Origin of the sequence: Stenotrophomonas sp. SMYL8 (assembly GCF_036320065.1) — a bacterium.
In the GTDB taxonomy this organism is placed as follows: Bacteria; Pseudomonadota; Gammaproteobacteria; order Xanthomonadales; family Xanthomonadaceae; genus Stenotrophomonas; species Stenotrophomonas maltophilia_A.
This window is the reverse complement of record NZ_JAWIRR010000017.1, coordinates 59,667-84,695: the sequence shown is the minus strand read 5'-3', so window position 1 is coordinate 84,695 and position 25,029 is coordinate 59,667. Positions and strand designations below refer to the sequence as shown.

The following is a 25,029-nucleotide window of genomic DNA, read 5'->3' as shown; positions in this document are numbered from 1 at the left end:
GCGGGGTTCTTTAGGGGAATCGACGCGGTGCGTCGATGCGGTCGCTGTTGAAAAGGGGACGGAGGGGATTAAGTCGCAACTGGCTCGGCGCTTTGCGCCGATGCGGTGCCTGTCGGGGACGCAAGGCGTTGATCCGTTGGATCAATACCTTACGTCCCCACTGCGTGGTCGCCGTTGCCGAGGGTGGCTGCGGGAGAGCCTGGTCGATTGCGACTTAATCCCCTCCGTCCCCTTTTTTCGTTCAACTCAACAGCCGGGTGGCATCCAGCAGGATCATCGGGCGCTGGCTGACCCGGGCGACGCCACGGAACAGGTCGTTGGAGATCTGGCAGATGCGCGCGGTATCGGGCGGCTCGATCTGCGAGTCGGTGAGGTTGGCGACATCTTCCACTGCCGACACGCGCAGGCCGATGGTCTCGCCGTCTTCCTCCAGCACCACGATGCGGGTCTGTGAGTCGTCTTCGGCGGCCGCGGCGCCCAGGTGCAGGCCGAGGTCCATCACCGGTACCACCTGGCCACGCAGGTTCATGATGCCCAGCATGGCCGGCGCAGTGCCGCGCAACGGCAGCAGCGGCACCGGCAGCACCACTTCCTGCACCTTCAGCAGTTCCAGTGCATAGGCCTGGGTGCCGCAGCGCAGGCGCAGCCAGCGCGAGGTGCGCTCGCCGGCGCGTCGGTTCTGTGGATGCGGGCTGCTGGCGGGCCGATGTGCTTGTGCCTGCAGCTCCTGCCAGCTGCTCGGGCGGTTGCCTGCTGGCGCGTCCACGGCCACGCGCGGGGGCGGCGCGGCATCGGTGCGTGCAACTGGAGCGGGTGCTGTGACCACGGCCGCTGGTGGCGCAGGAACGTCCTCGCCGCCGGCAGCGGCCTCGAACGCGGCCTCCAGGCCGGGACTGTCGGTGTGGGCGAGTCGATGGCTGTCGGCCGGATCGGTCTCGTAGATCACTTCGTCCGGCAGGTCGTCCCATGTAGGTTCCGGGCCGGACTTGGCGGTGGCGGGAGCAGGGGCCGTCTCGTGGATCACCTCGTCAGGCAGGTCATCCCAGGTCGGTTCGCGCTCGGGGGCGGCGACAGGCATTGCGGCGGCCTCGAAGGCGGCCTCCAGTGCCGCGTCGTCCTCTGCCGCGGCAGCAGCAACAGTCTCCGTTTCGTAGATCACTTCGGCGGGCAGATCGTCCCAGGTGGGTTCGCGCTCAGCCGTTGCGGCCGCGTCGAAGGCGGCTTCGAGTGCGGCGCTGTCGACGGCAGGCGCAGCGGCGACGGTCTCGGTTTCGTAGATCACCTCGGCCGGCAGGTCATCCCAGGTCGGCTCGCGTTCGGCGTCGGCTGCAATTGCTGGGCACGCTCCGTCGCTCGCCGGCGGCGGTGCAGCCGGTGGTGCCACGGCGATCGCTTCGCCCAGCAGTTCGTCCAGGTAGTCGTCCAGTACACCGGTGCTGTTCATGCGGCCTGCTCCAGGGCGCGGGCATCCTCGCCGAGGATCCAGTTCAGCGCGCGGCGATAGGCGGCCAGGCCGCGGCCCGGGTAATCCTCACCAACGCTCGGCAGGGTCAGGCCGGCGGCGTTGCTGATGCGGGTGTCGATCGGAATCGCGTCTTCCCACACACGGGTGCCGTGACGATCCTGCATCGTGCGCAGCGACTCGTTGCCGGCGCGGGTGCGGCGGTCGAACAGGGTCGGCAGGATCGAGATCGGCAGCGGGCGGCGGCGCGAGCGTTCGACCATCTCGCCGGTGCGGACCATGCCATCCAGGCCATGCAGCGCCAGCGGCTCGGCCTGGGTGGGGATGATCAGGCGATCGGCTGCGGCCAGCGCATTGATCATCAACAGGCCGAGGGTGGGGGCGCAGTCCAGCAGGATGTAGTCGTGCTGGCCCTGGTGGCGCGCAAGCGCATTCTGCAGCGCCAGGCCAAGGCCAGGCTGGTTTGCGCTGCGGCGTTCCAGCGTGGCCAGCGCGGACTGTGCGCAGACATAGTCCAGGCCATGGATGCTGCTGGCATGGCACAGGCTGGAAAGATCGGCGGGCGGGGCGCCGAACAGCTCCAGCACGCCAGCCGGCGGCGGGTCCACCGGTACGCCGAACGCGCGGCTGAGCGAGGCATGCGGATCGAGGTCAATCAGCAGCACGCGATGGCCAAGTGCGGCCAGTCCGCGGCCGAGGGCGAGGGTGGTGGTGGTCTTGCCGACTCCGCCCTTCTGGTTGGCGACTGCCCAGATGCGCATCGGATTACTCCTTCATTGCCGGGGGAACGGCGGCGCCGACGCGGCTGCCAGCCGGCACCGGCGGCAACTTCACCGGTGCGATGGGGGAGGTGGGGGCGGTAGCCGGAGTTGCCGCGGCTTGTTCGGTATCGGTGTTCCGGGTGGCACCGGTGGCTGCGTTCAGGCGCTGGCCGAGCGGGTCCACCGAGTGCGAGGTGTCGGCCAGGATGATGACCATCACCCGGCGGTTGCGGTTTCGGCCCTGCGCGCTGTCGTTTTCTTCGCGCGGGCGGAACTGGCCATAGCCGACCATCGCCAGGCGCGATGGCTGCACGCCCTGGTCGGCGAACAGGTGCACCACGCTGGCGGCGCGTCCGGCCGACAGCTCCCAGTTGGACGGGAAGGTGGCAGTGGCGATCGGCACGTTGTCGGTGTGGCCTTCCACGCGCACGCTGTTGGGTACGTCGCGCAGTACCTCGGCCAGGCTGGCCAGGGTTCGCCGCGCGTGCACGTCCAGCGCGGCCGAGCCGGTGGGGAACAGGATGTCGCTGTTGATCTCGACTTCGATCCACAGCTCGGTGCGGCGCACGCTGATCATGCCGCGGTCGATCAGCGGCGCCAGCGCGGCGGTGAGGCGGTCGGCGATGCTGTTGAGCTGGCGCTCGGCGCGCGCGATCTGTTCCTGGTTGTGTACCGAAACCGGCATGCGCATCTGCGAGGCCATCGACGGCAGCAGGGTCGGGTCGTGCGAGGGTGCCGGTGCGGACGGACCGATCTTGGTGCCGGACTTGATCACCGAGGGACTGTCCCAGCCGCCGCCCTGCACCTGCTTGTTGCCGACCTGCACCGGATTGATCGTGCGCGGCGCGCCACCGAAGGCATCGGTGAGTGCGTCGGCCATGATCCGGTACTTGCCCTCGTTGACCGAGGAAATTGCGTACATGACCACGAAGAAGGCGAGCAGCAGCGTCATCAGGTCGGCATAGGGGATCGCCCATGCTTCGTGGTTGGCGTGCTCTTCGTGGTGCTTGCGGCGGGCCATGTCAGTGCAGGAAGCCGGAGAGGTTGGTTTCGATGTTGCGCGGGTTCTCGCCCTGGGCGATCGAGATCAGGCCTTCGATGACCATTTCGCGGTCGCGGGTGTTGTGCGAGATCACACTCTTGAGCTTGGCGGCCACCGGCAGGAACAGCAGGTTGGCCGAGGCGATGCCGTAGATGGTGGCGGTGAACGCTGCGGCGATGCCGTGGCCGAGCTTGCTCGGGTCGGCCAGGTTCTTCATCACCGCGATCAGGCCAAGCACGGCACCGATGATGCCCAGCGTCGGTGCATAGATGCCCATCGCTTCGAAGACCTTGGCACCGGCCTGGTCCTGGTGTTCCTGGCTGCCCAGTTCGATTTCCAGCATGTGCCGCATCGATTCGGGCTCGACGCCGTCCACCAGCAGCTGCAGGCCCTTGCGCAGGAACGGGTCCTGCTGCGCCTCCACCTGCGATTCCAGGCCCAGCAGGCCCTGGCGGCGGGCGATGTTGCTCCACTCGACGATCTGCTGGATCAGTTCGCGGCGATCGCTGTGCGGCGGGCGCACGACCCAGCGCACGATCTTGAAGGCATGCTTGAACACAGCCGGCGAGGTGTGCAGCAGGATCGCGGCGACGGTGCCGACGATGACGATCACGAACGCCGCAGGCGACCACAACGACGCCAGGCCGGCGCCCTTGAGGATGCTGCCGCCGACCAGCGAGGCCAGGGCGAGAAAGAGTCCAATGAGGCTGAGTCTATCCATGGTTCCGGTATCGGCGTGTATGAATGGGACTTGAGACACCGGTAGATCGCGTACAGACGGTAGTCACAGTTTCCGGGGCGCCGGGCATGGCCCGGCGGGGTTCATCGCAGCCCGTCCACGTCCAGGATCAGCGCCATGCGACCATCGCCGATCAAGGTTGCACCGGCATAACCGCGCAGGCCGCGCAGCGCTTTCGGCAGCGGCTTGATGACCACTTCCTCACGCCCGCGTACCTGGTCCACGACCAGCCCGAAGCGCGCTTCGCCAGCCTGCAGCACCACGATGGTCAGCAGCGGCGAGGCGGCCGGCGTCACATCCAGCCACTGGCGCAGATCGACCAGCGGCAGCGTGTGCGAGCGGCGGTCGAGCACGGCACGGCCATCGAACCAGCCCAGCGAGGTGCGCGGCGCGTGCAGCACTTCCATCACGCGGGCCAGCGGCAGCGCATAGACGTCCTCGCCGGCCTGCACCAGCAGGGTCGGCAGGATCGCCAGGGTCAGCGGCACGCGGATCAGGAAGCGGCTGCCACGGCCCAGTTCCGACTGGATCTGGATCTGGCCGCTCAGTTCGCGGATGCGTGACTGCACCACGTCCATGCCGACGCCACGACCGGAGATGTCGGTGACCTGCTGCTTGGTCGAGAAGCCGGGCAGGAACACCAGGTGCAGGCACTCCTCGCTGCTCAGGCGGGCGGCGGCTTCCGGATCGATCAGGCCCTTCTCGCGCGCCTTGGCACGCAGCTTTTCCGGGTCGATGCCGGCGCCATCGTCCTGCACCTCGATGCTGACGTAGTCGCCTTCCTGCTGTGCGGACAGGCGCACATGGCCCATCCGTGGCTTGCCCTGTGCCTCGCGCAGGTCGGGCATTTCCACGCCATGGTCGATGGCGTTGCGGACCAGGTGCACCAGCGGGTCGGCCAGCGCTTCCACCAGGTTGCGGTCGAGCTCGGTCTCGGCGCCGATCAGTTCCAGGTCCACTTCCTTCTTCAGCGAGCGGGCGACGTCGCGGGCAACCTTGGGGAAGCGCGAGAACACCTTGCCCACCGGCTGCATGCGGGTGCGCATCACTGCCGACTGCAGGCGGGCGGTGGCGATATCCAGAGTGGACACGGCGCGGTCCAGCTCTTCATCGCGCAGGCGTGCACGCAGGGTCTTGAGCCGATTGCGTGACAGCACCAGTTCGCCGATCAGGTTGACGATCGCGTCCAGGCGCTTGGTGTCCACGCGCACGGTATGTTCGGCCTCGGCCAGCGGCTTGGCGGCCGGCTTCGCCGCCGGTGCCGGTGCGGCGACCGGGCGCGGCGCTGCGATCGGTGCCGGTGCCACCACGGCCGCAGGCTTGGTGCCCGGTGCCGCGCCACCGTGCAGCTGGTCGAGCAGGGCTTCGAACTCGTCTTCGCTGATCAGTCCGTCGTCGGCCTTCTTCGCTGGCGCGACCGCGGTCGGCGCGTTGCCACCATGCAGCTGGTCGAGCAGAGCCTCGAATTCGTCGTCGGTGATCAGGTCGCTGCCACCCGCGGTGGGTGCTGCGGCGGCGGCGGGTGCAACCACGGCACCGCCGTGCACGTCGAACTGTGCGATCAGGTCCGGCGGCGCATAGCCCGGCTCGGTGCCGGAGGAAACCGCGTCCAGCATCGACTGCAGGTAGTCCAGCGATTGCTGGGCCGCGTCGAAGTGGTGGGCCTGCAGCACGGCCTGGCCGGCACGTGCGGCGCCCAGCGCCTCTTCAGCGGCATGGCACAGCTCGACCATGGCGGTGACGCCGAGGAAGCCGGCGCCGCCCTTGAGCGTGTGGTAGCCGCGGAACACCGCGTTGAGCTGGTCGCTGTCCTGCGGTGCCTGCTCCAGCGACACCAGCTGTTCGCCGAGGCGATCCAGGATCTCCTGCGCCTCGATGATGAAATCGGCAGTGATGTCGTCGGATACCGCGCTCATGCTTACAGCCCCAGATCCGACAACAGGTCGTCGGCGTCGTTCTGCGAGACCGCGTGGCGGTCCAGTCCCTTCAGTGCCGGCCCGGCCAGTTCCGGGTCGGTGCGATGCTGTTCCGGCGGCAGGCCGAGCGCGCCGAAGCCTTCGTGCACGCGGCGGACGATGCCGACCACGCGACGGATGATCTGCCCGGTCAGGTCCTGGTAGCTCTGGGTCAGGGCGATCTCGGTCAGGTTGTGGCGGATGCGCTCGAGCTGCGCGTCCTGGCCCGGCTGCAGGCCTTCGGCGCGCAGCTGTTCGGTCAGGCTGCGGCATTCCTCGGCCAGGTCCAGGGTGCGGTGCGTGGCCTGTTCGGTCATCGCCACCACGTGGTCCAGTCGCGCGCAGGCGTCGTCCAGTTCGCCGGCTTCGCTCGGCACGGTCGGCAGTTCACCCAGCGCCTGTCCCAGCTCGCGGGCCAGCCGCGAAAGGCCGCTCATCATCGGCTGCGTGCGCAGCGCGACCAGTCCATCGATGCGCTGCCGCCAGGCGGTCTCGTCACCGGACTCGAGTGCGTCCAGGGCTTCCTGCAGGCGCAGGGCGAGGGCGTTCTTGTCGACCGTGGTATCCATCAGGCGCTGGCCGCCAGGCGTTCGAAGATCTTGCCGAGCTTCTCTTCCAGCGTCTGCGCGGTGAACGGCTTGATGATGTAGCCGTTCACGCCGCTCTGGGCGGCTTCGATGATCTGCTCGCGCTTGGCTTCTGCCGTGACCATCAGCACCGGCAGGGTCTTCAGCTTGGCATCGGCACGGATGGCCTTGAGCAGCTCGATGCCGGTCATCACCGGCATGTTCCAGTCGGTGACCACGAAATCGAACGGCTGGCTCTGCAGCAGCGACAGCGCGGCATGCCCGTCCTCGGCTTCGGCGGTATTGGTGAAGCCCAGATCGCCCAGCAGGTTCTTGACGATTCGACGCATGGTCGAGAAGTCGTCGACGATCAGGATGCGCATGTTCTTGTTCAAAGCAGAATTCCTTTGTTGTTCATTCCGGATGGCCGGGGGCAGCCGCCTCGGGGATGTTCATTCTTCGAGGCCTGCGTCGGCAGCCTCGAACAGCTTCAGCCGGCCACGCAGGCGCAGTACCGCCTGGCCGTGGATCTGGCAGACCCGCGACTCGCTCACGCCGAGCACCGCGCCGATCTCCTTCAGGTTCAGTTCCTGCTCGTAGTACAGCGAGAGCACCAGTTGTTCGCGCTCGGGCAGGTGGCCGATGGCCTTGCCCAGCTCGCGACCGAACTCACCGCGCTCCAGTACCTGTTGCGGGGTCGGCCCGCCCTGGGCGACGGTGTCCAGCTCGCCCTGGTCCTCGATGCGCGATTCCAGGCTCAGCACCTGGCCACGTGCAGCGTCTTCCATCAGCCGCAGGTACTCAGGCAGCGGCATCTCCATCGCGGCGGCCACTTCAGTGGCGCTGGCGGCACGGCCACTGCTCTGTTCCAGGCGGCGGATGGTGGCGGCGGCATCACGTGCACGGCGGTGCACCGAGCGCGGGACCCAGTCACCACGGCGGATCTCGTCGATCATCGAACCACGGATGCGGATCGAGGCGTAGGTCTCGAAAGAAGCACCCTGGTCGGCGTCATAGCTGCGCGAGGCTTCGATCAGTCCCATCATGCCGGCCTGGATCAGGTCATCGACCTCGACGCTGGCCGGCAGGCGCGCGGCCAGGTGGTGGGCGATGCGCCGCACCAGGTCCGAATGCTGGGCGATGACTTCGTTCGCCGCCGAGCGCTGCACTTCCTTGTACTGGGCTGCGCCTTTCATGCCGTCACCCCACGCTGCTTGAGGATGCGTTCGAGGAAGAACTCGACGCCGCCACGCGGTTCGGTCGGCGCCTGCCAGCGCGCGGTACGGCGCGCGATCTCGGTGATCGCCAGCGCCGCCGGGCTGGACGGATAGGCCTTCACCACCGGCTGCTGGCGCTGCACCGACAGGCGCAGCCAATCGTCCTGCGGCACGCAGCCCAGGTAGTTCAGCGAGACATCGGCAAGGAACTTCTCGCAGACGCGGGTCAGCTTCTCGTACAGCACGCGGCCCTCGTTGGGGTCGCGCACCATGTTGGCCACCACCTGGATGCGGTCCACGCCACGCTCGCGCGACAGCACCTTGATCAGTGCGTAGGCGTCGGTGATCGAGGCCGGCTCGTCACAGACCACCACCACGGTGTCCTGTGCGGCCTGGCAGAAGGTCAGCACGCCATCGGTGATGCCCGCGGCAGTGTCCACCACCATGATGTCCAGCTCGCGCTCCAGTTCGGAGAACACGTTGACCAGGCCAACGTGCTCGGCCGGGGCCAGCTCGGCCATGTGGCGGCGGCCGGATGCGGCCGGGACCACCAGCACGCCGTTCGGGCCTTCGACGATGACGTCATCCAGCGTGCAGCGGCCGGCGACCAGGTCGGCCAGCGTAAAGGTGGGGTTCAGGCCCAGGATCACGTCGATGTTGGCCAGGCCGAGGTCGGCGTCCAGCAGCAGCGTGCGCTTGCCCATGCCAGCCAGCGCCACGGCCAGGTTGGCCGACACATTCGTCTTGCCCACGCCGCCCTTGCCGCCAGTGACCGCAATGGTGCGCACAGGGCCGAGCGGCTCGCTGCGGGTGGCCGACAGCGGGAAGGTCTTGGTCAGCTTGGCGTACTCACGCGACGGCATGGTTCAACTCCGGGTTGCAGGGCATATCGGCCGCGCGGCGCAAATCTTCAAGGCGAAGTACAAGATTGGCTGCACTGGCCCGGTGCAGGTCCTCCGGGACGTCCTGGCCATCGGTCACCCAGGTGATCGGCAGGGCATGATCCACGGCCACCGACAGGGCGTTGCCGAAGCGGCCGGTCTCGTCCAGCTTGCTCAGTACCAGACCCTGCAGGTTGGCGGCGCCGAAGCGGCGGACCACCTCGTCCATGTCGCCGAAGCTGGTGTTGGCCGGCAGCACCAGCAGGGTGCGGACCTGGCGCGCGGCACGCAGCCACTGCAGCTGGGCGGCCAGTGCGCGGTCGCGCGGGCCCAGGCCGGCGGTGTCGATCAGCACCAGCTTGTAGTCCTTCAAGCGTTCCAGCAGCTGGTCCAGGTCGGTGCCGCTGTTGGCCTCATGCACCGCGATGCCGAGCTGGCGGCCGTAGCCGTACAGCTGCTCGCGGGCACCGATGCGGGTGGTGTCGGTGGTGACCAGGGCCACGTCACGCGGCGCGTGCTTCTCGGCGAAGCGCGAGGCCAGCTTGGCGATGGTGGTGGTCTTGCCAGCGCCGGTCGGGCCGACCAGGGCGATCACGCCGCCTTCTTCCAGCGGGTCGACCGGGGCGATCGGCAGCTTGCGCGAGATCAGCCCCAGCATCAGGCCACGGCCACGGTGGGCTTCGGTCTCCAGCGGGATCTGCATGGCCACGTCGCGGGCCAGGCCGGCATCGAAGCCATACTCGTCCATCAGGTCCAGCGCGGTGGCGCGCACCGGGCAGCCGCGCAGGCGCTCGTCGGTGAAGCGGTTCATCTCGCGCTCGATCACATGGCGCATGCCGGCCACTTCCTGGCGCAGCTGGCGGATCTCGGCGTCGTCCTGGGCCACCAGGGTCAGTGCCGGGGCTGGGGCCAGCACGGGGGCAGCGCCGGTTTCGTCGCTGGCTTCGACCGGTGCCGGTTCGCTGGCGACGATCCCGGGTTGCGCTTCGGTCACGGCAGCAGTCGGCAGCGGCGGCGGCTGCACGGCCGACGCCGCGCTTTCGTGATGCGTCTCGTGCGGCGGGTCGATCTGGAAGCGGGCGCGGTTGGCTGGTGCGGCGGTGCTGGGCGCCGGTGCGACGATGGCTTCGGCGAACGGAGCGAAGATCTGATCCGGCAGCGCCGGTTCGTTGACGGCGGCGCGTGCCAGGGTGGCGGCGAAGCCGGTGCTGCCGCGGGTCGGCACGATCTCGTCGGCGCTGTCCAGGGTGCGGCCGGTGGCGCCGACCGCAGCGCGGGCGAGGGCAGCCACGGCCGAGGTGGTTGCGGCGACCGGTTCCGGTGCCGGGGTATTGCTGCGGCGGCGGGTGACCGCGGCGATCACCGCGTCGGCGGCGGTGCGCGGCTTCGGCGCCGGCGGCGGAGCGATGTCACGACGCGAGGCTTCTAGTGCACGCTGCACGGCGCTCTCGTCGTAGTTGGCGGCGGCGACGATCTCGATGCCTTCCTCGATCCGGCGGTTGGACAGGATCACGGCGTCAGGACCATGTTCCTTGCGCACCAGGTTCATGGCCGAGCGCATGTCGGCGGCGACGAATCGTTTGATTTTCATGCTGTGGTCACGGGACGAAGACGGCGGGGTGGCGGTCGGAGAACTCGGGTGGTCGGTGGTCTGCACGGTGCGGGTTCCCCTTGGTATCTGTCTGTTGCGTTGGTTCGAAAGTGGTGTCTGTTTTCTGGCGCATCGGAGGGCGGCGTCAGCTGATCGTTCCGACCAGCTTCAGGCGCTTGTCCTCCGGCACCTCGCTGTAGGCCAGGACCGACAGCGACGGAACGCTGTGGCGGACCAGGCGGGCCAGCGCGGCACGCACCGGGCCAGGTACCAGCACGACCGCGGGCTCGTTGCGGGCTTCCTGCTTGCTGACACATTCGGCCAGGCTCTGGTGCAGTCGCTCAGCGAGTCCGGGTTCCAGCGCGGCGCCGTTGCCCTGCGTGGACTCCTGCAAGACACGTTCCAATTGTGGGTTGAGCGTGAACACCGGCAGCTCCGCCGACATTCCGGCGATCTCCTGCACGATGAAACGACCCAGTGCGGTGCGCACGGCGGCAGTCAGCACGGCCGGGTCCTGGCTGTTGGGCGCGTGTTCGACCAGTGATTCAGCGATCTTGCGCAACTGGCGGATCGGAATGCGCTCGATCAGCAGGTTCTGCAGCACGCGTACCACCGCCGACAACGGCAGTGCCTTCGGCGTCAGATCTTCGACGAGCTTGGGTGCGCTCTTGGCCAGGTTGGCCAGCAGGTGCTGCACTTCTTCGTGGCCGAGCAGTTCCGGCGCGTGTTCGCGGATGAGGTGCGAGAGGTGGGTGGCCACCACGGTGGCTGGATCGACCACGGTATAGCCCAGCGTTTCAGCCTGGGCACGCTGGTGCGGTTGGATCCAGGTGGCATCCAGGCCGAATGCGGGGTCCTTGCCGGCGATGCCTTCCAGCGCGCCGAGCGCGCTGCCCGGGTCCAGGGCCAGTTCGCGGTCGGGGTGGATCTCGGCGGTGGCCACCGGTACGCCGTGCACCAGCACGCGGTAGCCGTTGGCCGGCAGTTCCAGGTTGTCGCGGATGTGCACCGACGGGATCAGGAAGCCGACGTCCTGGGTCAGCTTGCGCCGCACGCCCTTGATGCGTGCCATTAGTTCGCCGCCCTGGCTGCTGTCCACCAGCGGAATCAGCCGGTAGCCGACCTCCAGGCCCAGCGGATCGACCGGGCGCAGTTCGTCCCAGCTCAGTTCGGCAGTCGGAGCCGGCGCGGCCGGGCGGCCGAGTGCGTTGAGCGCGGCAGCGTCATTGCCTGCGGCTGCCGGATCGGTGGCCGCGGCCTTGCCCTTGCGGTAGACCTTCCAGGCGATGAAGCCGAGGATCGCGGACAGTGTCAGGAAAGCGACGTTGGGCATGCCCGGCACCAGGCCGACCACGCCGATGATGCCGGCGGTGATCGCCAGCGCGCGGTACTGGCCGAACACCTGGCCGGTCATGGCCTGGGCCATGTCCTGCGAACGCGAGGCGCGGGTGACCAGCATGGCCACGGCGCTGGAGACCAGCAGCGCCGGCAGCTGCGCCACCAGGCCATCACCAATCGACAGCAGGGTGTAGGTGGCAGCGGCATCGCCGAACGGCATGCCATGCTGCAGCACGCCTACGGCCAGGCCGCCGAGCATGTTGATGAACAGGATCAGGATGCCGGCAATGGCATCACCACGGATGAACTTGCTGGCACCGTCCATCGCGCCGTAGAAATCGGCTTCCTCGCGGACTTCCTCGCGGCGCAGCTTGGCTTCTTCACGCGTCAGCAAACCGGCGTTGAGGTCGGCGTCGATCGCCATCTGCTTGCCGGGCATCGCGTCGAGGATGAAGCGCGCGGTCACTTCCGAGACGCGGCCGGCGCCCTTGGTGATGACCACGAAGTTGATGATGGTCAGGATCGCGAACACCACGATGCCGACCGCGTAGTTGCCGCCGATCACGAACTCGCCGAAGGCGGCAATGACCTTGCCCGCGGCGTCATGGCCGTTCTGGCCGTTCAGCAGGATGACGCGGGTGGAGGCCACGTTCAGCGCCAGCCGCAGCATGGTGGTGATCAGCAGCACGATCGGGAAGATCGTGAAGTCCAGTGGGCGCTTCACGTAGACCACCGCCAGCAGCACCATCAGCGAGATGGCGATGTTGAAGGTGAACAGGGCGTCGAGCACCGGTGCGGCCAGCGGCACCACGACCATGGCCAGCAGGGCCAGCACGATCAGCGGTGCGCCAAGGCCCTGGCGGATCATTTCCAGCGCGCGGCGGGTGTTGAAACCGGTGGAGGGCTGGGCGCTCACGGGCGGCCTCCCTTGCCGAATTCATCCACCTGGATGTGCGGGGCGTCCGGCATCGGGCCAGTGCGCCAGGCGCGCAGCTGGTAGACGTAGGACAGGACCTGGGCGACGGCCGAATACAGTCTCACGGGGATTTCCTTTCCGAGTTGGCCTTCCCGATACAAGGCGCGTGCCAAAGGCGGGGCGGAGACAATAGCGACCTTGTTGCCGTCGGCCACTTCACGGATGCGCAGCGCGGTCTCGTCCACACCCAGGGCGACCACTTTGGGGGCGTTCATGGCGCCGCCTTCGTACTTCAGGGCCACCGCGTAGTGGGTGGGGTTGACCACCACCACGTCGGCAGTGGGCACCGCCTCCATCATCCGGCGGTTGGCCATCTGCTGCTGCAGCTGGCGGATGCGGCCCTTGACCTCGGGGCTGCCCTCGCTTTCCTTCATTTCCCGGCGCAGCTCTTCACGCGTCATCTTCAGCTTGCGCATCCAGTTCCAGCGCTGGTAGGGCGCATCGATGGCAGCCAGCACCAGCATCGCGCCGGCGGTGGCCAGCAGCAGGCGCAGGGTGAAGCCGAGCCCGTCGGTGATGGCGGTCTCCAGCGGGTGGTGGATCAGCCCGCGCAGGGTGTCGAAGCCGGTCCACACCACCAGCCCGGCGGCAACGCCGACAAAAGCCACGCGCAACAACGACTTGGTGAACTCGGCGATGGCTTCCGGGCCATACAGGCGCTTGAGCCCGCTCATCGGGTTCATGCGGTTGAAGTCGGGCATCATCGCCTTCTGCGACCAGCGCAGGCCGCCCATCACCAGCGGGGCGACGAAGCTGGCCAGCAGGCAGACCAGCACCAGCGGCGCGATCACCAGCATGAACTGCAGCAGCAGGTCGCCGAAGTGGCCGAACAGTTCCTTCGGGTTCTGCCGCAGGCTCTGCTCTGGGCTGAGTGCATGCTTCATCCAGGCGCTTGCACCGCGGCCGATCGAGCCGCTCATGGCCATCACCGCCAGTACGCCGGCGCCGAACACGGCGGCCGTGCCGAGCTCGCGCGAGCGCGGCAGGTTGCCCTGTTCACGGGCGTCGCGCAGGCGCTTTTCGGTAGGTTGTTCGGTCTTTTCGCCGGCGGATTCGTTCTCGGACATCACGGGCACTGCGGCAGGGGATGCCGGGGTGCGTGCAAGAAGTGTTCCGTGATGGGTTCATGTGCCAACCAAGGTTGGCATCTACCAGAGCAGGTGCAGGTGGGAGCGCAGCCTGGATTTACCCCGGCGGGTGCTGCGTCGGCGGGCTCTGCGCCAGTTCCACCCGAGGCCGGGGCAGGTCATGCAGCTGCATGAAGCGCGCCGCATCCACCGGGCGGCCGAGCAGGTAGCCCTGCAGGTAATCGCAGCCCAGCCGCGCCAGGTAGGCGCGCTGCGCGGCGGTTTCCACGCCTTCGGCCACGATGTCCATGTCCAGCGCGTGGCCCAGCGCCACGATCGCCGAGACGATCACCACGTCCTCGGCGCTGTGCTCCAGGTCGCGTACGAAGGCGTGGTCGATCTTGATTTCGGTGGCCGGCAACCGCTTCAGGTACAGCAGGCTGGAATAGCCGGTGCCGAAGTCATCGATGGAGATGCCCACGCCCAGTGCCGACAACGCCTGCAGCAGGCGCAGGCTGGTATCGGTATCGCGCATCACCGTGCTTTCGGTGATCTCCAGCACCAGGTGGCGTGGGGCAATGTCGTAGCGTTCGATCACTTCACGCACATCCTGCAGCAGGTGCGGCGAGCTGAACTGCACCGGCGACAGGTTCACCGACATCGACCAGCCCTCGTGGCCGGCATCGTGCCAGCGGCGCAGCTGCTGGCAGGCCTGGTCCAGCGCCCAGCGCCCGATCTCATTGATCGCACCGCTGCGTTCGGCCAGCCGGATGAAGCGGTCCGGCGGGATCAGGCCATGCTCCGGATGGCGCCAGCGGATCAGCGCTTCGGCACCGGCCACCTTCTGCGTGGCTACCTGGATCTTCGGCTGGTAGTGCAGGAACAGCTGCTCGCTGCCGATGGCCCGGCGCATGTCGGCCAGCAGCCGGAACTGTTGTTCGGCGCTGTCATTCATCCAGTCGGCGAACAGTACGAAGGCGTTGCGTCCGGATTCCTTGGCCTGGTACATCGCTGCATCGGCAAAGGCCATCAGCTGCCGCTCGCTGGCAGCGTGATCCGGACAGATCGCCACGCCGATGCTGGCGGTCACCTGCAGTTCGTTGTCGGCCAGCAACGGCCCGCTGCCGACCGCCTGCAGGATGCGCCGGGCCAGGGTCGGCAGGTCCTCGTCGTGCTCGATGCGCACCACCAGCACGAATTCGTCACCGCCCAGCCGCGCCAGCATGTCGTTGGGCCGAAGCAGCTGGCGCGTGCGTTCGGCCACCGCAACCAACAGTGCATCGCCGGCCTGGTGGCCGTAGGCATCGTTGACCTGCTTGAAGCCATCCAGGTCCATGAACATCACCGCGAAGCGGCTGCCGCCCTGTTCGGCCTCGGCCAGCGCCTGCACGATGCGACGCTGCAGCAGCAGGCGGTTGGGCAGGCGGGTAAGCGGGTCGTGCAGTGCGGCCTGGGTCAGTTCCTGCTGTGCGTCGGTCAGCGAGGTACTCAACAGGGAATTGCGCAGGCGCAGCAGTTGCGCCTCCACCCGCTGGTCCAGCCAGGAGACCACCAGCACCACGGCCAGGATGGCGACGGTCAGCACCACCACCAGCATGGCCAGCCATTCGCTCTGCAGCCCATCGCCGACGGCTGCGCCGCAGATGCTGCCTTCCGGAAATCGTGCGGCGGCCATGCCGGTGTAGTGCATGCCGACGATGGCCAGCCCGAGCAGGCCGGCAGCCGCGAGCCGGTCGCCGACACGGGTGCGCTGCGCGCGCAGGCGGAACGCCACGTACAGCGCCGTCCACGAGGCGGCCACCGCCACCATCAGCGAAAAAAGCAGCCAGCCCGGGTCGTAGTCTATGCCCGGCTGCATGCGCATTGCAGCCATGCCAACGTAATGCATGCCGGCAATGCCGGTGCCCATCAGCAGCGCGCCACCGGCCAACCGCGGGTGGGGCAGGGTACGCAGCGAAACCAGCCATAGCGCGAACACCGATGAGGCGATCGCCAATGCGAGGGAAAGCAGGGTGATCGGCAGGTCGTAGCCGAGCGGAATGGGCAGATCGAAGGCGAGCATGCCGATGAAGTGCATCGACCAGATGCCCAGGCCCATGGCGAAGCCACCACCGAGGCGCCACCACCACGCCGCGCCCTTGCCGGGTGCGGTGACCGTGCGCCCGGCCATCGCCAGGGCGGTGTACGAAGCCATCACGGCCACCAGCAGCGAGATCGCCACCAGCCACGGGTTGTACGTGCCTACCAGCATTCGTCAGTCTCCCGGACCTGCCTGTCGACGGAAACCACGGTGGGGCATGCATGAGGCAGGCCAACGCACGGCGCCGGCCACGTGCGGCATCCCCCCGGTTGCCGCGTATTCACTCTAACGCGCAGACCCGGGGGAAGGGCAAGCAGTAAAACGTGATGATCAGGTCAGTGTGTGACCGTGTCCGCAGCCTGGAAGGCGGCATCGAACAGGCGCTGTACCGGCGGGCCCATTTCCCCGGCCAGCAGCGCCAGCAGGAACAGGCCCAGCAGCAGCGACACTGGCAGGCCGAGCTGGATCGGGTTCAGCGCTGGGGCCGCACGGGCCAGGACGCCGAACGCCAGGTTCACCGCCAGCATTGCCACGGTCAGCGGGATCGCCAGGGTCAATGCGCCGCGCAGTACGGTCAGCAGGAAGGTTGGGGCGATGCTGAAGAAGGCGTGTGGGTCCGGCAGCGGGGCGCCGATCGGCAGCGCCCGGTAGCTGTCCACCACCAGCGAGATCAGCGCCAGGTGCCCGTTGGCGGTGAAGAACAGCAGGCCGAACAGCAGATAGAACCACTGGCCGATCACGCCGGAGGTGCCGCCACGCAGTGGGTCACTCATCTGCGCGAAGGCCAGGCCAGTGCCCTGGGCGATCAGTTCGCCGGCCATCGCGCCGGCCTCGAACACCAGCCGAAGCAGGAAGCCGATGGATACGCCGATGGCCAGTTCACGGGCGATGGTAAGGACCGTGGCGGCATCGAAACCGGTCCAGTCCGGTACCGGCGGCAGCAGCGGCGCCAGCGCGATGGCCAGGGTGCCAGCCAGCACCACGCGCACCCGCGCGGGTACGGCACGGGTACCGACCATCGGCATGGCCATGGCCACTGCGCCGATGCGCAGCATGGTCCACAGCACGGTGCCGATCATGCCGAAGGCCTGCAGGCCGTCGGCAGCCATCTGGGTGGCGGCGTCCATCGAAGCGCGTGTCCTAGCCGATCAGGTGTGGAATGCGCTGGAACAGCAGCGTGGTGAACTCCACCAGGTGGCCGATCAGCAGGCTGCCCAGCGCGAACAGCACCGCGGTCAGCGCCGCCGCCTTGGCGACGAAGGCGATGGTCGGCTCATTGAGCTGGGTCGCGGCCTGCACCACGCCCACCACCACACCGACCACCAGCACGGTGAGCAGCAGCGGGCCGGCCACCCACAACACGGTGATCAGACCGCCACGCAGTTCGGTCAGGGCAAGTTCGGGAGTCATTCGGGTTCCATCTGCTCATGTAGCGTCGAGCCATGCTCGACTGCAGTTCAAATCACGCCGGATTGAAGCTCGCCGCCAAGGTACCGACGGTCAGCACCCAGCCATCCACCAGCACGAACAGCAGGATCTTGAACGGTGCCGACACCAGCATCGGCGACAGCATCATCATGCCCATCGACATCAGCACGCTGGCAACCACCAGGTCGATGATCACGAACGGGATGAAGATCAGGAAGCCGATTTCGAAGGCGGTCTTCAGCTCGCTGGTAACGAACGAGGCGACCAGCACCGGGAACGGGATCGCATCGGGGCTGGCGTAGGTGCCATGCCCGGCGATGCCGGCAAAGGTCATCAGGTCGGTCTCGCGGATCTGCGCCAGCATGAAGGCGCGCAGCGGCGTGGTGGTCAGCGTCCAGGCGGTCTGGAAGTCGATCTCGCCGTTGAGGTACGGCGCCATGCCGGTGCTCCAGGCCTTGTCCCAGGTCGGCAACATGATCATTGCGGTGAGGAACAGTGCCAGGCCCAGCAGCACCTGGTTGGACGGCGTCTGCCCGGTACCCAGTGCCTGGCGCAGCAGGCCCAGCACGATGATGATGCGGGTGAACGAGGTCAGTACCAGCAGCATGGACGGGATCAGGGTGATCGCGGTCATCAGCAGCAGGGTCTGCAGCGGCAGGCTGACCGGAGCACCGCCGATCTTGCCGACATTGATGTCCGGCAGCGGCGTGGTCGGGGCACCGGGTGCGGCGAATGCCAGCGCCGGCAACAGGCACAGGGCGAGCATCAGCAGCCACGGCATCAGGGTGGCAAGACGGGTACGGGTGACACGCATGTCAGGGATCCTTGCGCAGCCGCTGCTGCAGCAGCTGGGCGAAATTCGGCAGGTTCTTGAAGTCCGGCACGCGCACCGGCGCGGGCGGCGGCAGCGGTTCGGGCAGGGTGTGCAGGGTGTTGATGCCGCCGGCGGTGACGCCCAGCAGCAGCTGCTGGCCGTTGACCTCGACCACCACCACGCGCTCCTTGGCACCGACACTCAGGCTGGCCACCACCTTCATGCCGTCGGCCGGGCGGAAGCCGCTGCCGGGCAGGCGCTTGAGCAGCCAGCCGAGGCCGATGACCAGGGCCAGCACGGCCAGCAGCGCCAGCACCGCACCGAACAGGCTCGGTGCGGCGGCCGCGTGCTGGCCGACCTGCGGACCGATCGGTGCGGCGGTCTTGCCGACCGCCAACAGGGTGGAGGCCAGCAGGCTCAACGCAGTCTCCGGATCCGCTCGCTCGGGCTGACCACGTCGGTCAGGCGCACGCCGAAGCGGTCGTTGATCACCACCACCTCGCCGTGGGCGATCAGGGTGCCGTTGACGAACACATCCAGCGATTCGCCGGCGCCGCGTTCCAGTTCCACCACCGAGCCCTGGTTGAGCTGCAGCAGGTTGCGGATCGGCAGGCGGGCGCGACCGACTTCCAGCGACAGGGTCACCGGCACGTCGAGGATCACGTCCAGGTTGAGGTCGGCGCCGGCCCCTTCTTCGGCCTGCAGGGTGCCGAACTGGGCCGGGGTCGGTTCGAGGGCGTCGATATCGTTCATTGCGGGTCTTCCTGGATGACGGGTGCGCGCGGGCGGGTGCCCGGCGGATGGGTAGCGGTGATCTTCACGGCGTTCATGCCGTTGGCGATGCCGAACTCGCCGGTGAACACCGGGATGTTCTCCACGCACAGCGGCACCTGCGGGCTGAGCTCGATCGGCAGGATGTCGCCGACCTTCAGCTGGGTCAGGTCACGCAGGGTCATGCGCTTGCTGGCCAGTACGCTGGACAGGGTCACCTCGGCGATGTTGAGCTGTTCGCGCAGGGTCTGGCCCCAGCTTTCGTCGCGATCATTGCGGTCGCTCTGGATGCCAGCGTCGAGCAGTTCGCGGATCGGTTCCAGCATCGAGTACGGCAGGGTGACGTGGATGTCGCCGCCACCGCCGTCGAGCTCGACGTGCAGGCGGCACACCACCACGTACTCGCGCGGCGTCACGATGTTGGCGAAGTGCGGGTTGATCTCCGAGTTGATGTACTCGAAGTCGACATCCATCACCGGTGCCCAGGCCTCGCGCAGGTCGGCGAAGGTCTGCTTCAGCAGCAGGTGGATCACCCGCATTTCGGTGGCGGTGAACTCGCGGCCTTCAATGCGGGTCGGGTAGCGCCCGTCGCCGCCAAAGAAGTTGTCGACGATGGCGAACACCAGGGTCGGTTCGAACACGATCAGGCCGGTACCGCGCAGCGGCTTGAAGCGGATCAGGTTCAGGTTGGTCGGCACATACAGCGAGTGCATGTAGTCGTTGAACTTGATCAGTTCGATGCCGCGCACCGACAGTTCGGCCGAACGGCGGATCAGGTTGAACAGGCCGATCCGCCACAGGCGCGCGAAGCGCTCGTGGACCATTTCCAGGGTCGGCATGCGACCACGGATGATGCGGTCCTGGCTGGCGAAGTCGTACGAACGTGCTTCGCCTGACGGCGGTTCCGCATCGGTCTCGACCGCGCCACTGTCCACGCCGTGGAGCAGGGCATCGATCTCGTCCTGGGACAGCAGATCATTCATCGGTGGGCCCTTACTGGGTCACGAAGCTGGTGAACAGCAGATCGTCGGCGCCGTTGCTGCCGGTCTCGGCCTTGAGCACCTTCTGTACCTCGGCCAGCGAAGCGGCCTGCAGCTTCTGCTTGCCGGCGATGTCGGCGATCTGGTCGGGGCTGACCTGCGAGAACAGCATCAGCAGGCGGGCGCGGATGGCGGGGGCATGGGTCTTGATCGCTTCCAGTGCAGCGGGATCGCGGGTCATCAGCTGCACTTCCAGCTGCAGGTAGCGCGGGCCGTCGACCGGGCCGTTGAGATTGACCACGAAGGCCGGGTCCAGGGCGAAGTACTGCGCCGGTGCCGGAGTACTGGCCTTCTTCGGGGCCTGCGCGGTCTTCTCTTCGTGCTTGGACTGGGTGAAGAACCAGACGCCGCCACCGGCGGCAGCGGCGGCGAGCACGGCCACCAGTGCGGTGATCAGGATCGGACTGCGCGGCTTGGCGGCCTTGTCCTTCTCGGCGGTCTTCTTGGTTTTGTCAGCGGCTGCGGCCACGGGGTGAAGCTCCTGAGGGTTGCTTCACCGGGATATGCAAGGGGTGTGCCGGAGCCGGGGCAGAGGGGTGCGACGGAATTCCGTCGGGGTGCCGGTGGGGCCGTGCGGAGCACGCTCCGCACCCACCAACGCGATACTTGTAGGTGCCAACCGTCCCGCTCTGGTGGGTGCCAACCGTCCCGCTCTGGTGGGTGCCAACCTTGGTTGGCACGCTTGTCAGGCGTACGCGTCCAGCAACCCGCGCTGGCGGATCAACTGCGCGGACGACACGCTGGCCTCGCCCGGCGACGGTTCTCCGTCACCCGCAATGCCGCCGCCACTGGCCTGGCCTGACGCATTGCCGTCACCACCGGGCGCCTGATGACCAACATCAGCATGAGCCAGCTGGAAGCCCTGCTCGCCGAGGAGTTCGCGCAGGCGCGGCAGGCTGCTTTCCAGTGCCTGGCGCACATCCACGTGTGGGCTGCTGAAGCTGGCATGCACCTTGTCGCCGTTCAACTGCAGGCGCACGTCGACCGGGCCCATGTCGTCCGGACTCAACCGGATGTGGGCGTGGCCGATCTTCTGGTCGGCCAGCCAGCCAAGGCGCGCGCCGACGGCCTGGTCGAAACCATCGTCACCGAGCACCGGCTTCGGAGTCGGCTCGCCATTGAAGATGGCGTTGCCGGTAGCGAGTACGGCTTTCAGATCCTGCACAGCCGCGTTGCCCGGCGCATGCAGCAGCGGCGCTGCGGCACGGTCGCCGATGAGGGGTGCGTAGCTGCCTTCGCCAGGCTCGTTGCGCTTGCCGGGCAGCACCAGTTCAGGCAACGGCAACGTGGCTGTCTGGTCGGTGCCGCTGCTGGTGGTGGACGATGTGGCAGCCGCCGCTGTGGATGGCAGGGCTGCGGCGGCCGGCAGTGCGGCGGGGGCGGGAAGTGCGTTGCCGTCTGCGTCGGTAGCCGTTGCAGCCACTGTTGGCAGAGCGGCGGCAGGATCGGCAGGCGCCGGTGCCGCCAGCACCAGCCCAGCCAGGCCGAGTGGCGGCCAAGGGGCTTCCTCGGTCGCGGCCGGGGTGTCCTTTTCGGCAACCGGCTTGGCCGGTGATGTGGGCACCGTGGCGGCGGTCTCTTCGGGGACGGCAGTGCTGTCCGGCCTGCGCTCGGCGCCGGCCTTGCCATTGCTGTCCGATGCCGGTCCCTGCGTGGACGGCATAGGCGAGTTCGAGGGTTTCGAGGGTGCATCGGCAGCCGGCGAGCCACCCTGCAGCAGTTGGCTGAACTCCTTGTTGCCATCACCGCGTGGCGCGCGGGGTGCGCTGCTGCCGGAATGCTGCGGCTGCGCGTTGGCGCTGCTGGCCAATGGCGCGGGCATCACGAGCGGCCTCCCTGCTCGGCGCCGTCCTGATCTTCGGCCTGCACCAGGCGGGCGCGACGCGCGCCAATGTCGTCCATCTCGCGCTGGTCGCGGCGGTCCGTCACCACCTTTTCCTGTGCGCGGTAGCTGGCGGCCAGCTGTTCCAGCACGGCCTTGTCACGGCTGGCCAGGATCAGGCGGGCGCGCTCGGCTTCCACCTTTTCGCGGTTGCCGTTGACCGTGGCCTGCTGCTGCTCCACCGCACTGTCGAGACGGTCGAGGAACGCGCGCCGGTTCAGCAGCTGCGCCGGGCTGGTCGCCGCCATCTGCGCGTTCGCGTATTCCTCGGCATAGCGGCGCAGTTCGTCCAGTCGCGATAGATGGGTATCGAGCACGCGCTGGCGTTCGGCCAGATCGCGGGCGACTGCGTCCTCGTGTTCCTGGGCCCGCTTGAGCAGGGGATCGATGCGCTTGGACTGGTTCATGGCTTAACTCTCTTGTTCCACCAGGCGCTGCAGTGCCGCCTGGCTGTGCGGGAGATCTGCGGCCTTGGCGACGTCCTGGCCGAGGAACTCCATGATTTCCGGCCAGCGTTCCAGGGCTTCGTCGGTGGCCGCGTCGTTGCCGCGCTGGTAGGCACCGATGGCGATCAGGTCGCGGTTGGCCGAATAGGCCGAGACCAGCCGCTTCAGCTTGCGGATGCGCAGGCGCCACGGTTCGTCGGCGATTTCCGTGACCACGCGGCTGACCGACGATTCAACGTCGATGGCCGGGTACAGGCCACTGTCGGCCACGCGCCGCGACAGCAGGATGTGGCCGTCGAGGATCGCGCGCGCTGCATCGGCGATTGGATCCTGCGGATCGTCGCCTTCGGTCAGCACCGTGTAGAACGCGGTGATCGAGCCACGGCCCTTGGCACCATTGCCGGCACGCTCGACCAGCGCCGGCAGCTTGGCGAACACCGACGGCGGATAGCCGCGGGTGGTCGGCGGTTCGCCCACCGACAGGCCGATCTCGCGCTGGGCCTGGGCGAAGCGGGTCAGCGAGTCCATCAGCAACAGCACGTTCAGGCCCTGGTCGCGGAACCATTCGGCGATGGCGGTAGCGCGATAGGCACCATGCAGGCGCGCCAGCGGCGGCCGGTCGGCGGGACTGGCCACCACCACGGCGCGGCGCAGGCCTTCCTCGCCCAGCGTGGTTTCGACGAAGTCGCGTACTTCGCGGCCACGTTCACCGATCAGGCCGACCACGATCACGTCGGCGGCGGTATAGCGGGTCATCATGCCCAGCAGCGTCGACTTGCCGACGCCGGAACCGGCGAACAGGCCGACACGCTGGCCGCGGCCGATCGGCAGCAGCGCGTTGATCGCGCGCACGCCCACGTCCAGCGGCTGGGTGATCGGTTCACGCGCCAACGGATTGATCGACACGCCGGCCATGCCGACATGCCCTTCGGCGCGGATCGGGCCCTTGCCATCCAGCGGCACGCCATCGCTGTCGATGACGCGGCCGAGCAGGCCTTCGCCCACTTCCACGCCGCCACGGCGCGCGGACGGCACCACCCGGGCATTGGGCAGAAGGCCGTGCAGTTCGGCGCTGGGCATCAGGTAAGTGCGCTCGCCGGCGAAGCCGACCACTTCGGCATCGACCCAGCCACCATCAACCACTTCCACCTTGCAGCTGGCGCCGAGCGGCGCCTCGCAGCCGACCGCTTCCAGGGTCAGGCCGACCGCGCGACGCAGTACGCCTTCGCGGATCAGGCCGCGGCCATGGGCGGTATCCACACGCAGGCCATCGAGGCGACGGGCGAGGCGCAGGTTGCGGGCCATGGCCCAGTCGGCCGGGGGCGGCGTCGGCTGCTGATCGGGGTTCATGCATTGGCTCCGGTCTGGCGGATCACCGCGTCCAGCGCGCCGCGCAGGCGGGCTTCCAGGGTGCCGTCGATGCGCACGGCTTCGGCGTGCACGCGAAGATCGCCGCGGCTGAGGCTGGTGTCTGGCACCAGGCGCTGTTGTGGCGGCAGGTTCAACAGCGGGGCGAGGGCGGCAATGTCGTCCGGATGCAGTCGCACTTCCACTTCCCGCGTGCTGCCACCGACCGCGTCGATGGCCTCACCGACCAGCTGTGCCAGCAGTGCCGGGTCGGCTTCATAGGCGCGGCCGACCAGCGCACCGGCGATGCGTACCGCCAGCTCGCCCAGTGCGCCGACCACTTCGTTCTCCAGCCGCACCAGCGGTCGGCTGAAGTTGTCGAGGATGCCTTCGATCTGCGCGGCGAGACGACGCACCTCCGCCTGGCCCTGGCCGTAGCCTTCGGTATGGCCGTGCTGGAAGCCTTCCTTCTCTGCGCTGTCCTGGATGGCCTGGATTTCCTCCAGGGTCGGCAGCTGCAGCGGCGGCTCCGGCTCGTGTTCCGGGTCCGGCTCGGTGAGTTCGAACGCATCCTCCTGATCCAGCACCGGTTCGGGCTGGGCCAGCAGGTCCGGGGCAAGCCAGCGCACGACGTTGCTCACAGCATGGCCTCCGCGCTGCCACCGATGGTGACGGTGCCTTCATCGGCCATGCGCTTGACGATGGCCAGGATCTCGCGCTGCGCGCCTTCCACGTCGGACAGGCGCACCGGGCCACGGGCTTCCATGTCTTCCAGCAGGATTTCCGCCGCGCGCTGCGACATGTTGCGGGTGATCTTGTCGCGCACCTTGATGTCGGCACCGCGCAGGGCCAGGCCCAGGCGCTCGCCGCTCACTTCGCGCAGCACCAGCTGCATTTCGCGGTCGTCGAGGTCGACCAGGTCGTCGAACACGAACATCAGGTCCTGGATGCGGTTGCTCAACGGCGCATCGATGCGGGCGATCTCGCCCAGAATCGCCTGGTCCTGGCCGCTGTCCATGAAGTTCAGGATGTTGGCCGCGCACTGCACGCCGCCAATGTTGGACGACTTCAGGTTCTGGTTGCCGGCGAACTGGCGCTCCATGATCTCGTTGAGTTCATTGAGTGCGTTCGGCGGAATGCCGTCGAGGGTGGCGATGCGCAGCAGCACGTCCACGCGGGTACGGTCGGGCAGCAGCTTCAGCGCGTCGGCGGCCTGGTCGGTTTCCAGGTGCGCCATCACGATGGCGATGATCTGCGGGTGCTCGTTGCGCACCAGGTCGGCCACAGCACGCGGGTCCATCCACTTCAGCGCGTCCAGGCCGGTGGTGTTGCGGCCGAGCAGGATGCGGTCGATCAGGTTCCCGGCCTTCTCGCTGCCGAGGGCCTGCACCAGCATGTTGCGGATGTAATCGTCCGAGCCCACGCCCAGCGAGGTCTTCGAGCCCAGCTCCTGGCCGAACTGGTCCATCACCCGTTCCACCTGTTCGCGGGTGATGTCGGTCATGGTGGCCATGGCGATGCCGATTTTCTGCACTTCCTTGGGTTCCATGTGACGCAGCACTTCGGCCGCATCCAGCTCACCCAGCGAAAGCAGCAGTACGGCGGCGCGCTGCACGCCAGTCAGTG

Annotated in this window: 25 protein-coding genes; all 25 read right to left on the bottom strand. The window is 67.9% G+C overall.

The features are described from left to right. Positions 1-241: 241 nt before the first annotated feature. On the bottom strand, positions 242-1,444 hold the full coding sequence (locus tag V3B25_RS14335) for a chemotaxis protein CheW (RefSeq protein WP_329810875.1): 1,203 nt from the start codon (positions 1,442-1,444) through the stop codon (positions 242-244). Further along, the gene (locus V3B25_RS14330; protein ID WP_005413243.1) at positions 1,441-2,223 is read right to left on the bottom strand and encodes a ParA family protein; all 783 of its coding nucleotides are present in this window, start codon (positions 2,221-2,223) and stop codon (positions 1,441-1,443) included. Before V3B25_RS14330 ends, V3B25_RS14335 begins: the two co-directional genes overlap by 4 nt. Positions 2,224-2,227: 4 nt before the next feature. Continuing rightward, the gene (motD, locus tag V3B25_RS14325; protein ID WP_329810874.1) at positions 2,228-3,244 is read right to left on the bottom strand and encodes a flagellar motor protein MotD; all 1,017 of its coding nucleotides are present in this window, start codon (positions 3,242-3,244) and stop codon (positions 2,228-2,230) included. Between the two features lies 1 nt (position 3,245). Continuing rightward, positions 3,246-3,986 carry a flagellar motor protein gene (locus tag V3B25_RS14320; RefSeq protein WP_010482457.1) on the bottom strand — a complete coding sequence of 247 codons (741 nt, stop codon included), beginning with the start codon at positions 3,984-3,986 and terminating at the stop codon, positions 3,246-3,248. A 101-nt stretch (positions 3,987-4,087) separates the two neighbouring features. Next, entirely contained in the window at positions 4,088-5,920 is a 1,833-nt protein-coding gene (locus V3B25_RS14315; RefSeq protein WP_201119050.1) for a chemotaxis protein CheA, read from the bottom strand. A 2-nt stretch (positions 5,921-5,922) separates the two neighbouring features. Beyond that, a complete protein-coding gene (locus tag V3B25_RS14310; protein ID WP_032129220.1) occupies positions 5,923-6,528 on the bottom strand; it encodes a protein phosphatase CheZ in 606 nt (201 codons plus the stop codon). Then, positions 6,528-6,920: a chemotaxis response regulator CheY gene (cheY, locus tag V3B25_RS14305; RefSeq protein WP_006365466.1), complete on the bottom strand. Its 393-nt coding sequence runs from the start codon at positions 6,918-6,920 to the stop codon at positions 6,528-6,530. Before cheY ends, V3B25_RS14310 begins: the two co-directional genes overlap by 1 nt. Positions 6,921-6,977: 57 nt before the next feature. Further along, positions 6,978-7,721 carry an RNA polymerase sigma factor FliA gene (locus V3B25_RS14300; RefSeq protein WP_049421876.1) on the bottom strand — a complete coding sequence of 248 codons (744 nt, stop codon included), beginning with the start codon at positions 7,719-7,721 and terminating at the stop codon, positions 6,978-6,980. Continuing rightward, positions 7,718-8,605, bottom strand: coding sequence for a P-loop NTPase (locus tag V3B25_RS14295; protein WP_049401182.1), 888 nt, complete (start codon positions 8,603-8,605; stop codon positions 7,718-7,720). The genes V3B25_RS14300 and V3B25_RS14295 overlap by 4 nt, the downstream gene beginning before the upstream one ends. Next, positions 8,592-10,214 carry a flagellar biosynthesis protein FlhF gene (gene flhF, locus V3B25_RS14290; RefSeq protein ID WP_049461532.1) on the bottom strand — a complete coding sequence of 541 codons (1,623 nt, stop codon included), beginning with the start codon at positions 10,212-10,214 and terminating at the stop codon, positions 8,592-8,594. Before flhF ends, V3B25_RS14295 begins: the two co-directional genes overlap by 14 nt. A 145-nt stretch (positions 10,215-10,359) precedes the next feature. Next, entirely contained in the window at positions 10,360-12,420 is a 2,061-nt protein-coding gene (gene flhA / locus V3B25_RS14285) for a flagellar biosynthesis protein FlhA (RefSeq protein WP_177179529.1), read from the bottom strand. A gap of 44 nt (positions 12,421-12,464) precedes the next feature. Further along, positions 12,465-13,595, bottom strand: a complete 1,131-nt coding sequence (flhB, locus tag V3B25_RS14280) for a flagellar biosynthesis protein FlhB (RefSeq protein WP_107432403.1) — start codon at positions 13,593-13,595, stop codon at positions 12,465-12,467. A 118-nt stretch (positions 13,596-13,713) separates the two neighbouring features. Then, positions 13,714-15,846, bottom strand: coding sequence for an EAL domain-containing protein (locus V3B25_RS14275; RefSeq protein ID WP_329810873.1), 2,133 nt, complete (start codon positions 15,844-15,846; stop codon positions 13,714-13,716). 164 nt (positions 15,847-16,010) lie between these two features. Next, positions 16,011-16,802 carry a flagellar biosynthetic protein FliR gene (fliR, locus tag V3B25_RS14270; RefSeq protein WP_012510964.1) on the bottom strand — a complete coding sequence of 264 codons (792 nt, stop codon included), beginning with the start codon at positions 16,800-16,802 and terminating at the stop codon, positions 16,011-16,013. Between the two features lie 13 nt (positions 16,803-16,815). After that, entirely contained in the window at positions 16,816-17,085 is a 270-nt protein-coding gene (locus V3B25_RS14265; protein WP_012510965.1) for a flagellar biosynthetic protein FliQ, read from the bottom strand. Between the two features lie 52 nt (positions 17,086-17,137). Further along, entirely contained in the window at positions 17,138-17,917 is a 780-nt protein-coding gene (gene fliP, locus V3B25_RS14260; RefSeq protein WP_049421888.1) for a flagellar type III secretion system pore protein FliP, read from the bottom strand. Position 17,918: 1 nt separating this feature from the next. Then, the gene (fliO, locus tag V3B25_RS14255) at positions 17,919-18,338 is read right to left on the bottom strand and encodes a flagellar biosynthetic protein FliO (RefSeq protein ID WP_080355366.1); all 420 of its coding nucleotides are present in this window, start codon (positions 18,336-18,338) and stop codon (positions 17,919-17,921) included. Further along, on the bottom strand, positions 18,335-18,670 hold the full coding sequence (gene fliN, locus V3B25_RS14250) for a flagellar motor switch protein FliN (protein WP_012510967.1): 336 nt from the start codon (positions 18,668-18,670) through the stop codon (positions 18,335-18,337). The genes fliO and fliN overlap by 4 nt, the downstream gene beginning before the upstream one ends. Continuing rightward, positions 18,667-19,671 carry a flagellar motor switch protein FliM gene (fliM, locus tag V3B25_RS14245; RefSeq protein ID WP_032129211.1) on the bottom strand — a complete coding sequence of 335 codons (1,005 nt, stop codon included), beginning with the start codon at positions 19,669-19,671 and terminating at the stop codon, positions 18,667-18,669. Before fliM ends, fliN begins: the two co-directional genes overlap by 4 nt. A 10-nt stretch (positions 19,672-19,681) precedes the next feature. Further along, a complete protein-coding gene (locus V3B25_RS14240; RefSeq protein ID WP_049421892.1) occupies positions 19,682-20,197 on the bottom strand; it encodes a flagellar basal body-associated FliL family protein in 516 nt (171 codons plus the stop codon). A gap of 216 nt (positions 20,198-20,413) precedes the next feature. Next, positions 20,414-21,550, bottom strand: a complete 1,137-nt coding sequence (locus V3B25_RS14235) for a flagellar hook-length control protein FliK (RefSeq protein WP_329810872.1) — start codon at positions 21,548-21,550, stop codon at positions 20,414-20,416. Beyond that, positions 21,550-22,017, bottom strand: coding sequence for a flagellar export protein FliJ (fliJ, locus tag V3B25_RS14230; protein WP_005416437.1), 468 nt, complete (start codon positions 22,015-22,017; stop codon positions 21,550-21,552). The genes V3B25_RS14235 and fliJ overlap by 1 nt, the downstream gene beginning before the upstream one ends. Positions 22,018-22,020: 3 nt before the next feature. After that, on the bottom strand, positions 22,021-23,406 hold the full coding sequence (locus V3B25_RS14225) for a FliI/YscN family ATPase (protein ID WP_032129207.1): 1,386 nt from the start codon (positions 23,404-23,406) through the stop codon (positions 22,021-22,023). Next, positions 23,403-24,044 (bottom strand): FliH/SctL family protein, encoded by a 642-nt coding sequence (locus V3B25_RS14220; protein ID WP_071229203.1) that lies wholly within the window; start codon positions 24,042-24,044, stop codon positions 23,403-23,405. The genes V3B25_RS14225 and V3B25_RS14220 overlap by 4 nt, the downstream gene beginning before the upstream one ends. After that, positions 24,041-25,027, bottom strand: coding sequence for a flagellar motor switch protein FliG (fliG, locus tag V3B25_RS14215; RefSeq protein ID WP_024958226.1), 987 nt, complete (start codon positions 25,025-25,027; stop codon positions 24,041-24,043). The genes V3B25_RS14220 and fliG overlap by 4 nt, the downstream gene beginning before the upstream one ends. Positions 25,028-25,029 lie beyond the last annotated feature (2 nt).

Excerpts from the sequence above, each read along its gene's own strand:
- V3B25_RS14335 (WP_329810875.1), bottom strand. The coding sequence starts at position 1,444 with ATGAACAGCACCGGTGTACTGGACGACTACCTGGACGAACTGCTGGGC.
- V3B25_RS14330 (WP_005413243.1), bottom strand. The coding sequence starts at position 2,223 with ATGCGCATCTGGGCAGTCGCCAACCAGAAGGGCGGAGTCGGCAAGACC.
- motD (WP_329810874.1), bottom strand. The coding sequence starts at position 3,244 with ATGGCCCGCCGCAAGCACCACGAAGAGCACGCCAACCACGAAGCATGG.
- V3B25_RS14320 (WP_010482457.1), bottom strand. The coding sequence starts at position 3,986 with ATGGATAGACTCAGCCTCATTGGACTCTTTCTCGCCCTGGCCTCGCTG.
- V3B25_RS14315 (WP_201119050.1), bottom strand. The coding sequence starts at position 5,920 with ATGAGCGCGGTATCCGACGACATCACTGCCGATTTCATCATCGAGGCG.
- V3B25_RS14310 (WP_032129220.1), bottom strand. The coding sequence starts at position 6,528 with ATGGATACCACGGTCGACAAGAACGCCCTCGCCCTGCGCCTGCAGGAA.
- V3B25_RS14300 (WP_049421876.1), bottom strand. The coding sequence starts at position 7,721 with ATGAAAGGCGCAGCCCAGTACAAGGAAGTGCAGCGCTCGGCGGCGAAC.
- V3B25_RS14295 (WP_049401182.1), bottom strand. The coding sequence starts at position 8,605 with ATGCCGTCGCGTGAGTACGCCAAGCTGACCAAGACCTTCCCGCTGTCG.
- flhF (WP_049461532.1), bottom strand. The coding sequence starts at position 10,214 with ATGAAAATCAAACGATTCGTCGCCGCCGACATGCGCTCGGCCATGAAC.
- flhA (WP_177179529.1), bottom strand. The coding sequence starts at position 12,420 with ATGATCCGCCAGGGCCTTGGCGCACCGCTGATCGTGCTGGCCCTGCTG.
- flhB (WP_107432403.1), bottom strand. The coding sequence starts at position 13,595 with ATGTCCGAGAACGAATCCGCCGGCGAAAAGACCGAACAACCTACCGAA.
- V3B25_RS14275 (WP_329810873.1), bottom strand. The coding sequence starts at position 15,846 with ATGCTGGTAGGCACGTACAACCCGTGGCTGGTGGCGATCTCGCTGCTG.
- fliR (WP_012510964.1), bottom strand. The coding sequence starts at position 16,802 with ATGGACGCCGCCACCCAGATGGCTGCCGACGGCCTGCAGGCCTTCGGC.
- V3B25_RS14265 (WP_012510965.1), bottom strand. The coding sequence starts at position 17,085 with ATGACTCCCGAACTTGCCCTGACCGAACTGCGTGGCGGTCTGATCACC.
- fliP (WP_049421888.1), bottom strand. The coding sequence starts at position 17,917 with ATGCGTGTCACCCGTACCCGTCTTGCCACCCTGATGCCGTGGCTGCTG.
- fliN (WP_012510967.1), bottom strand. The coding sequence starts at position 18,670 with ATGAACGATATCGACGCCCTCGAACCGACCCCGGCCCAGTTCGGCACC.
- fliM (WP_032129211.1), bottom strand. The coding sequence starts at position 19,671 with ATGAATGATCTGCTGTCCCAGGACGAGATCGATGCCCTGCTCCACGGC.
- V3B25_RS14235 (WP_329810872.1), bottom strand. The coding sequence starts at position 21,550 with ATGCCCGCGCCATTGGCCAGCAGCGCCAACGCGCAGCCGCAGCATTCC.
- fliJ (WP_005416437.1), bottom strand. The coding sequence starts at position 22,017 with ATGAACCAGTCCAAGCGCATCGATCCCCTGCTCAAGCGGGCCCAGGAA.
- V3B25_RS14225 (WP_032129207.1), bottom strand. The coding sequence starts at position 23,406 with ATGAACCCCGATCAGCAGCCGACGCCGCCCCCGGCCGACTGGGCCATG.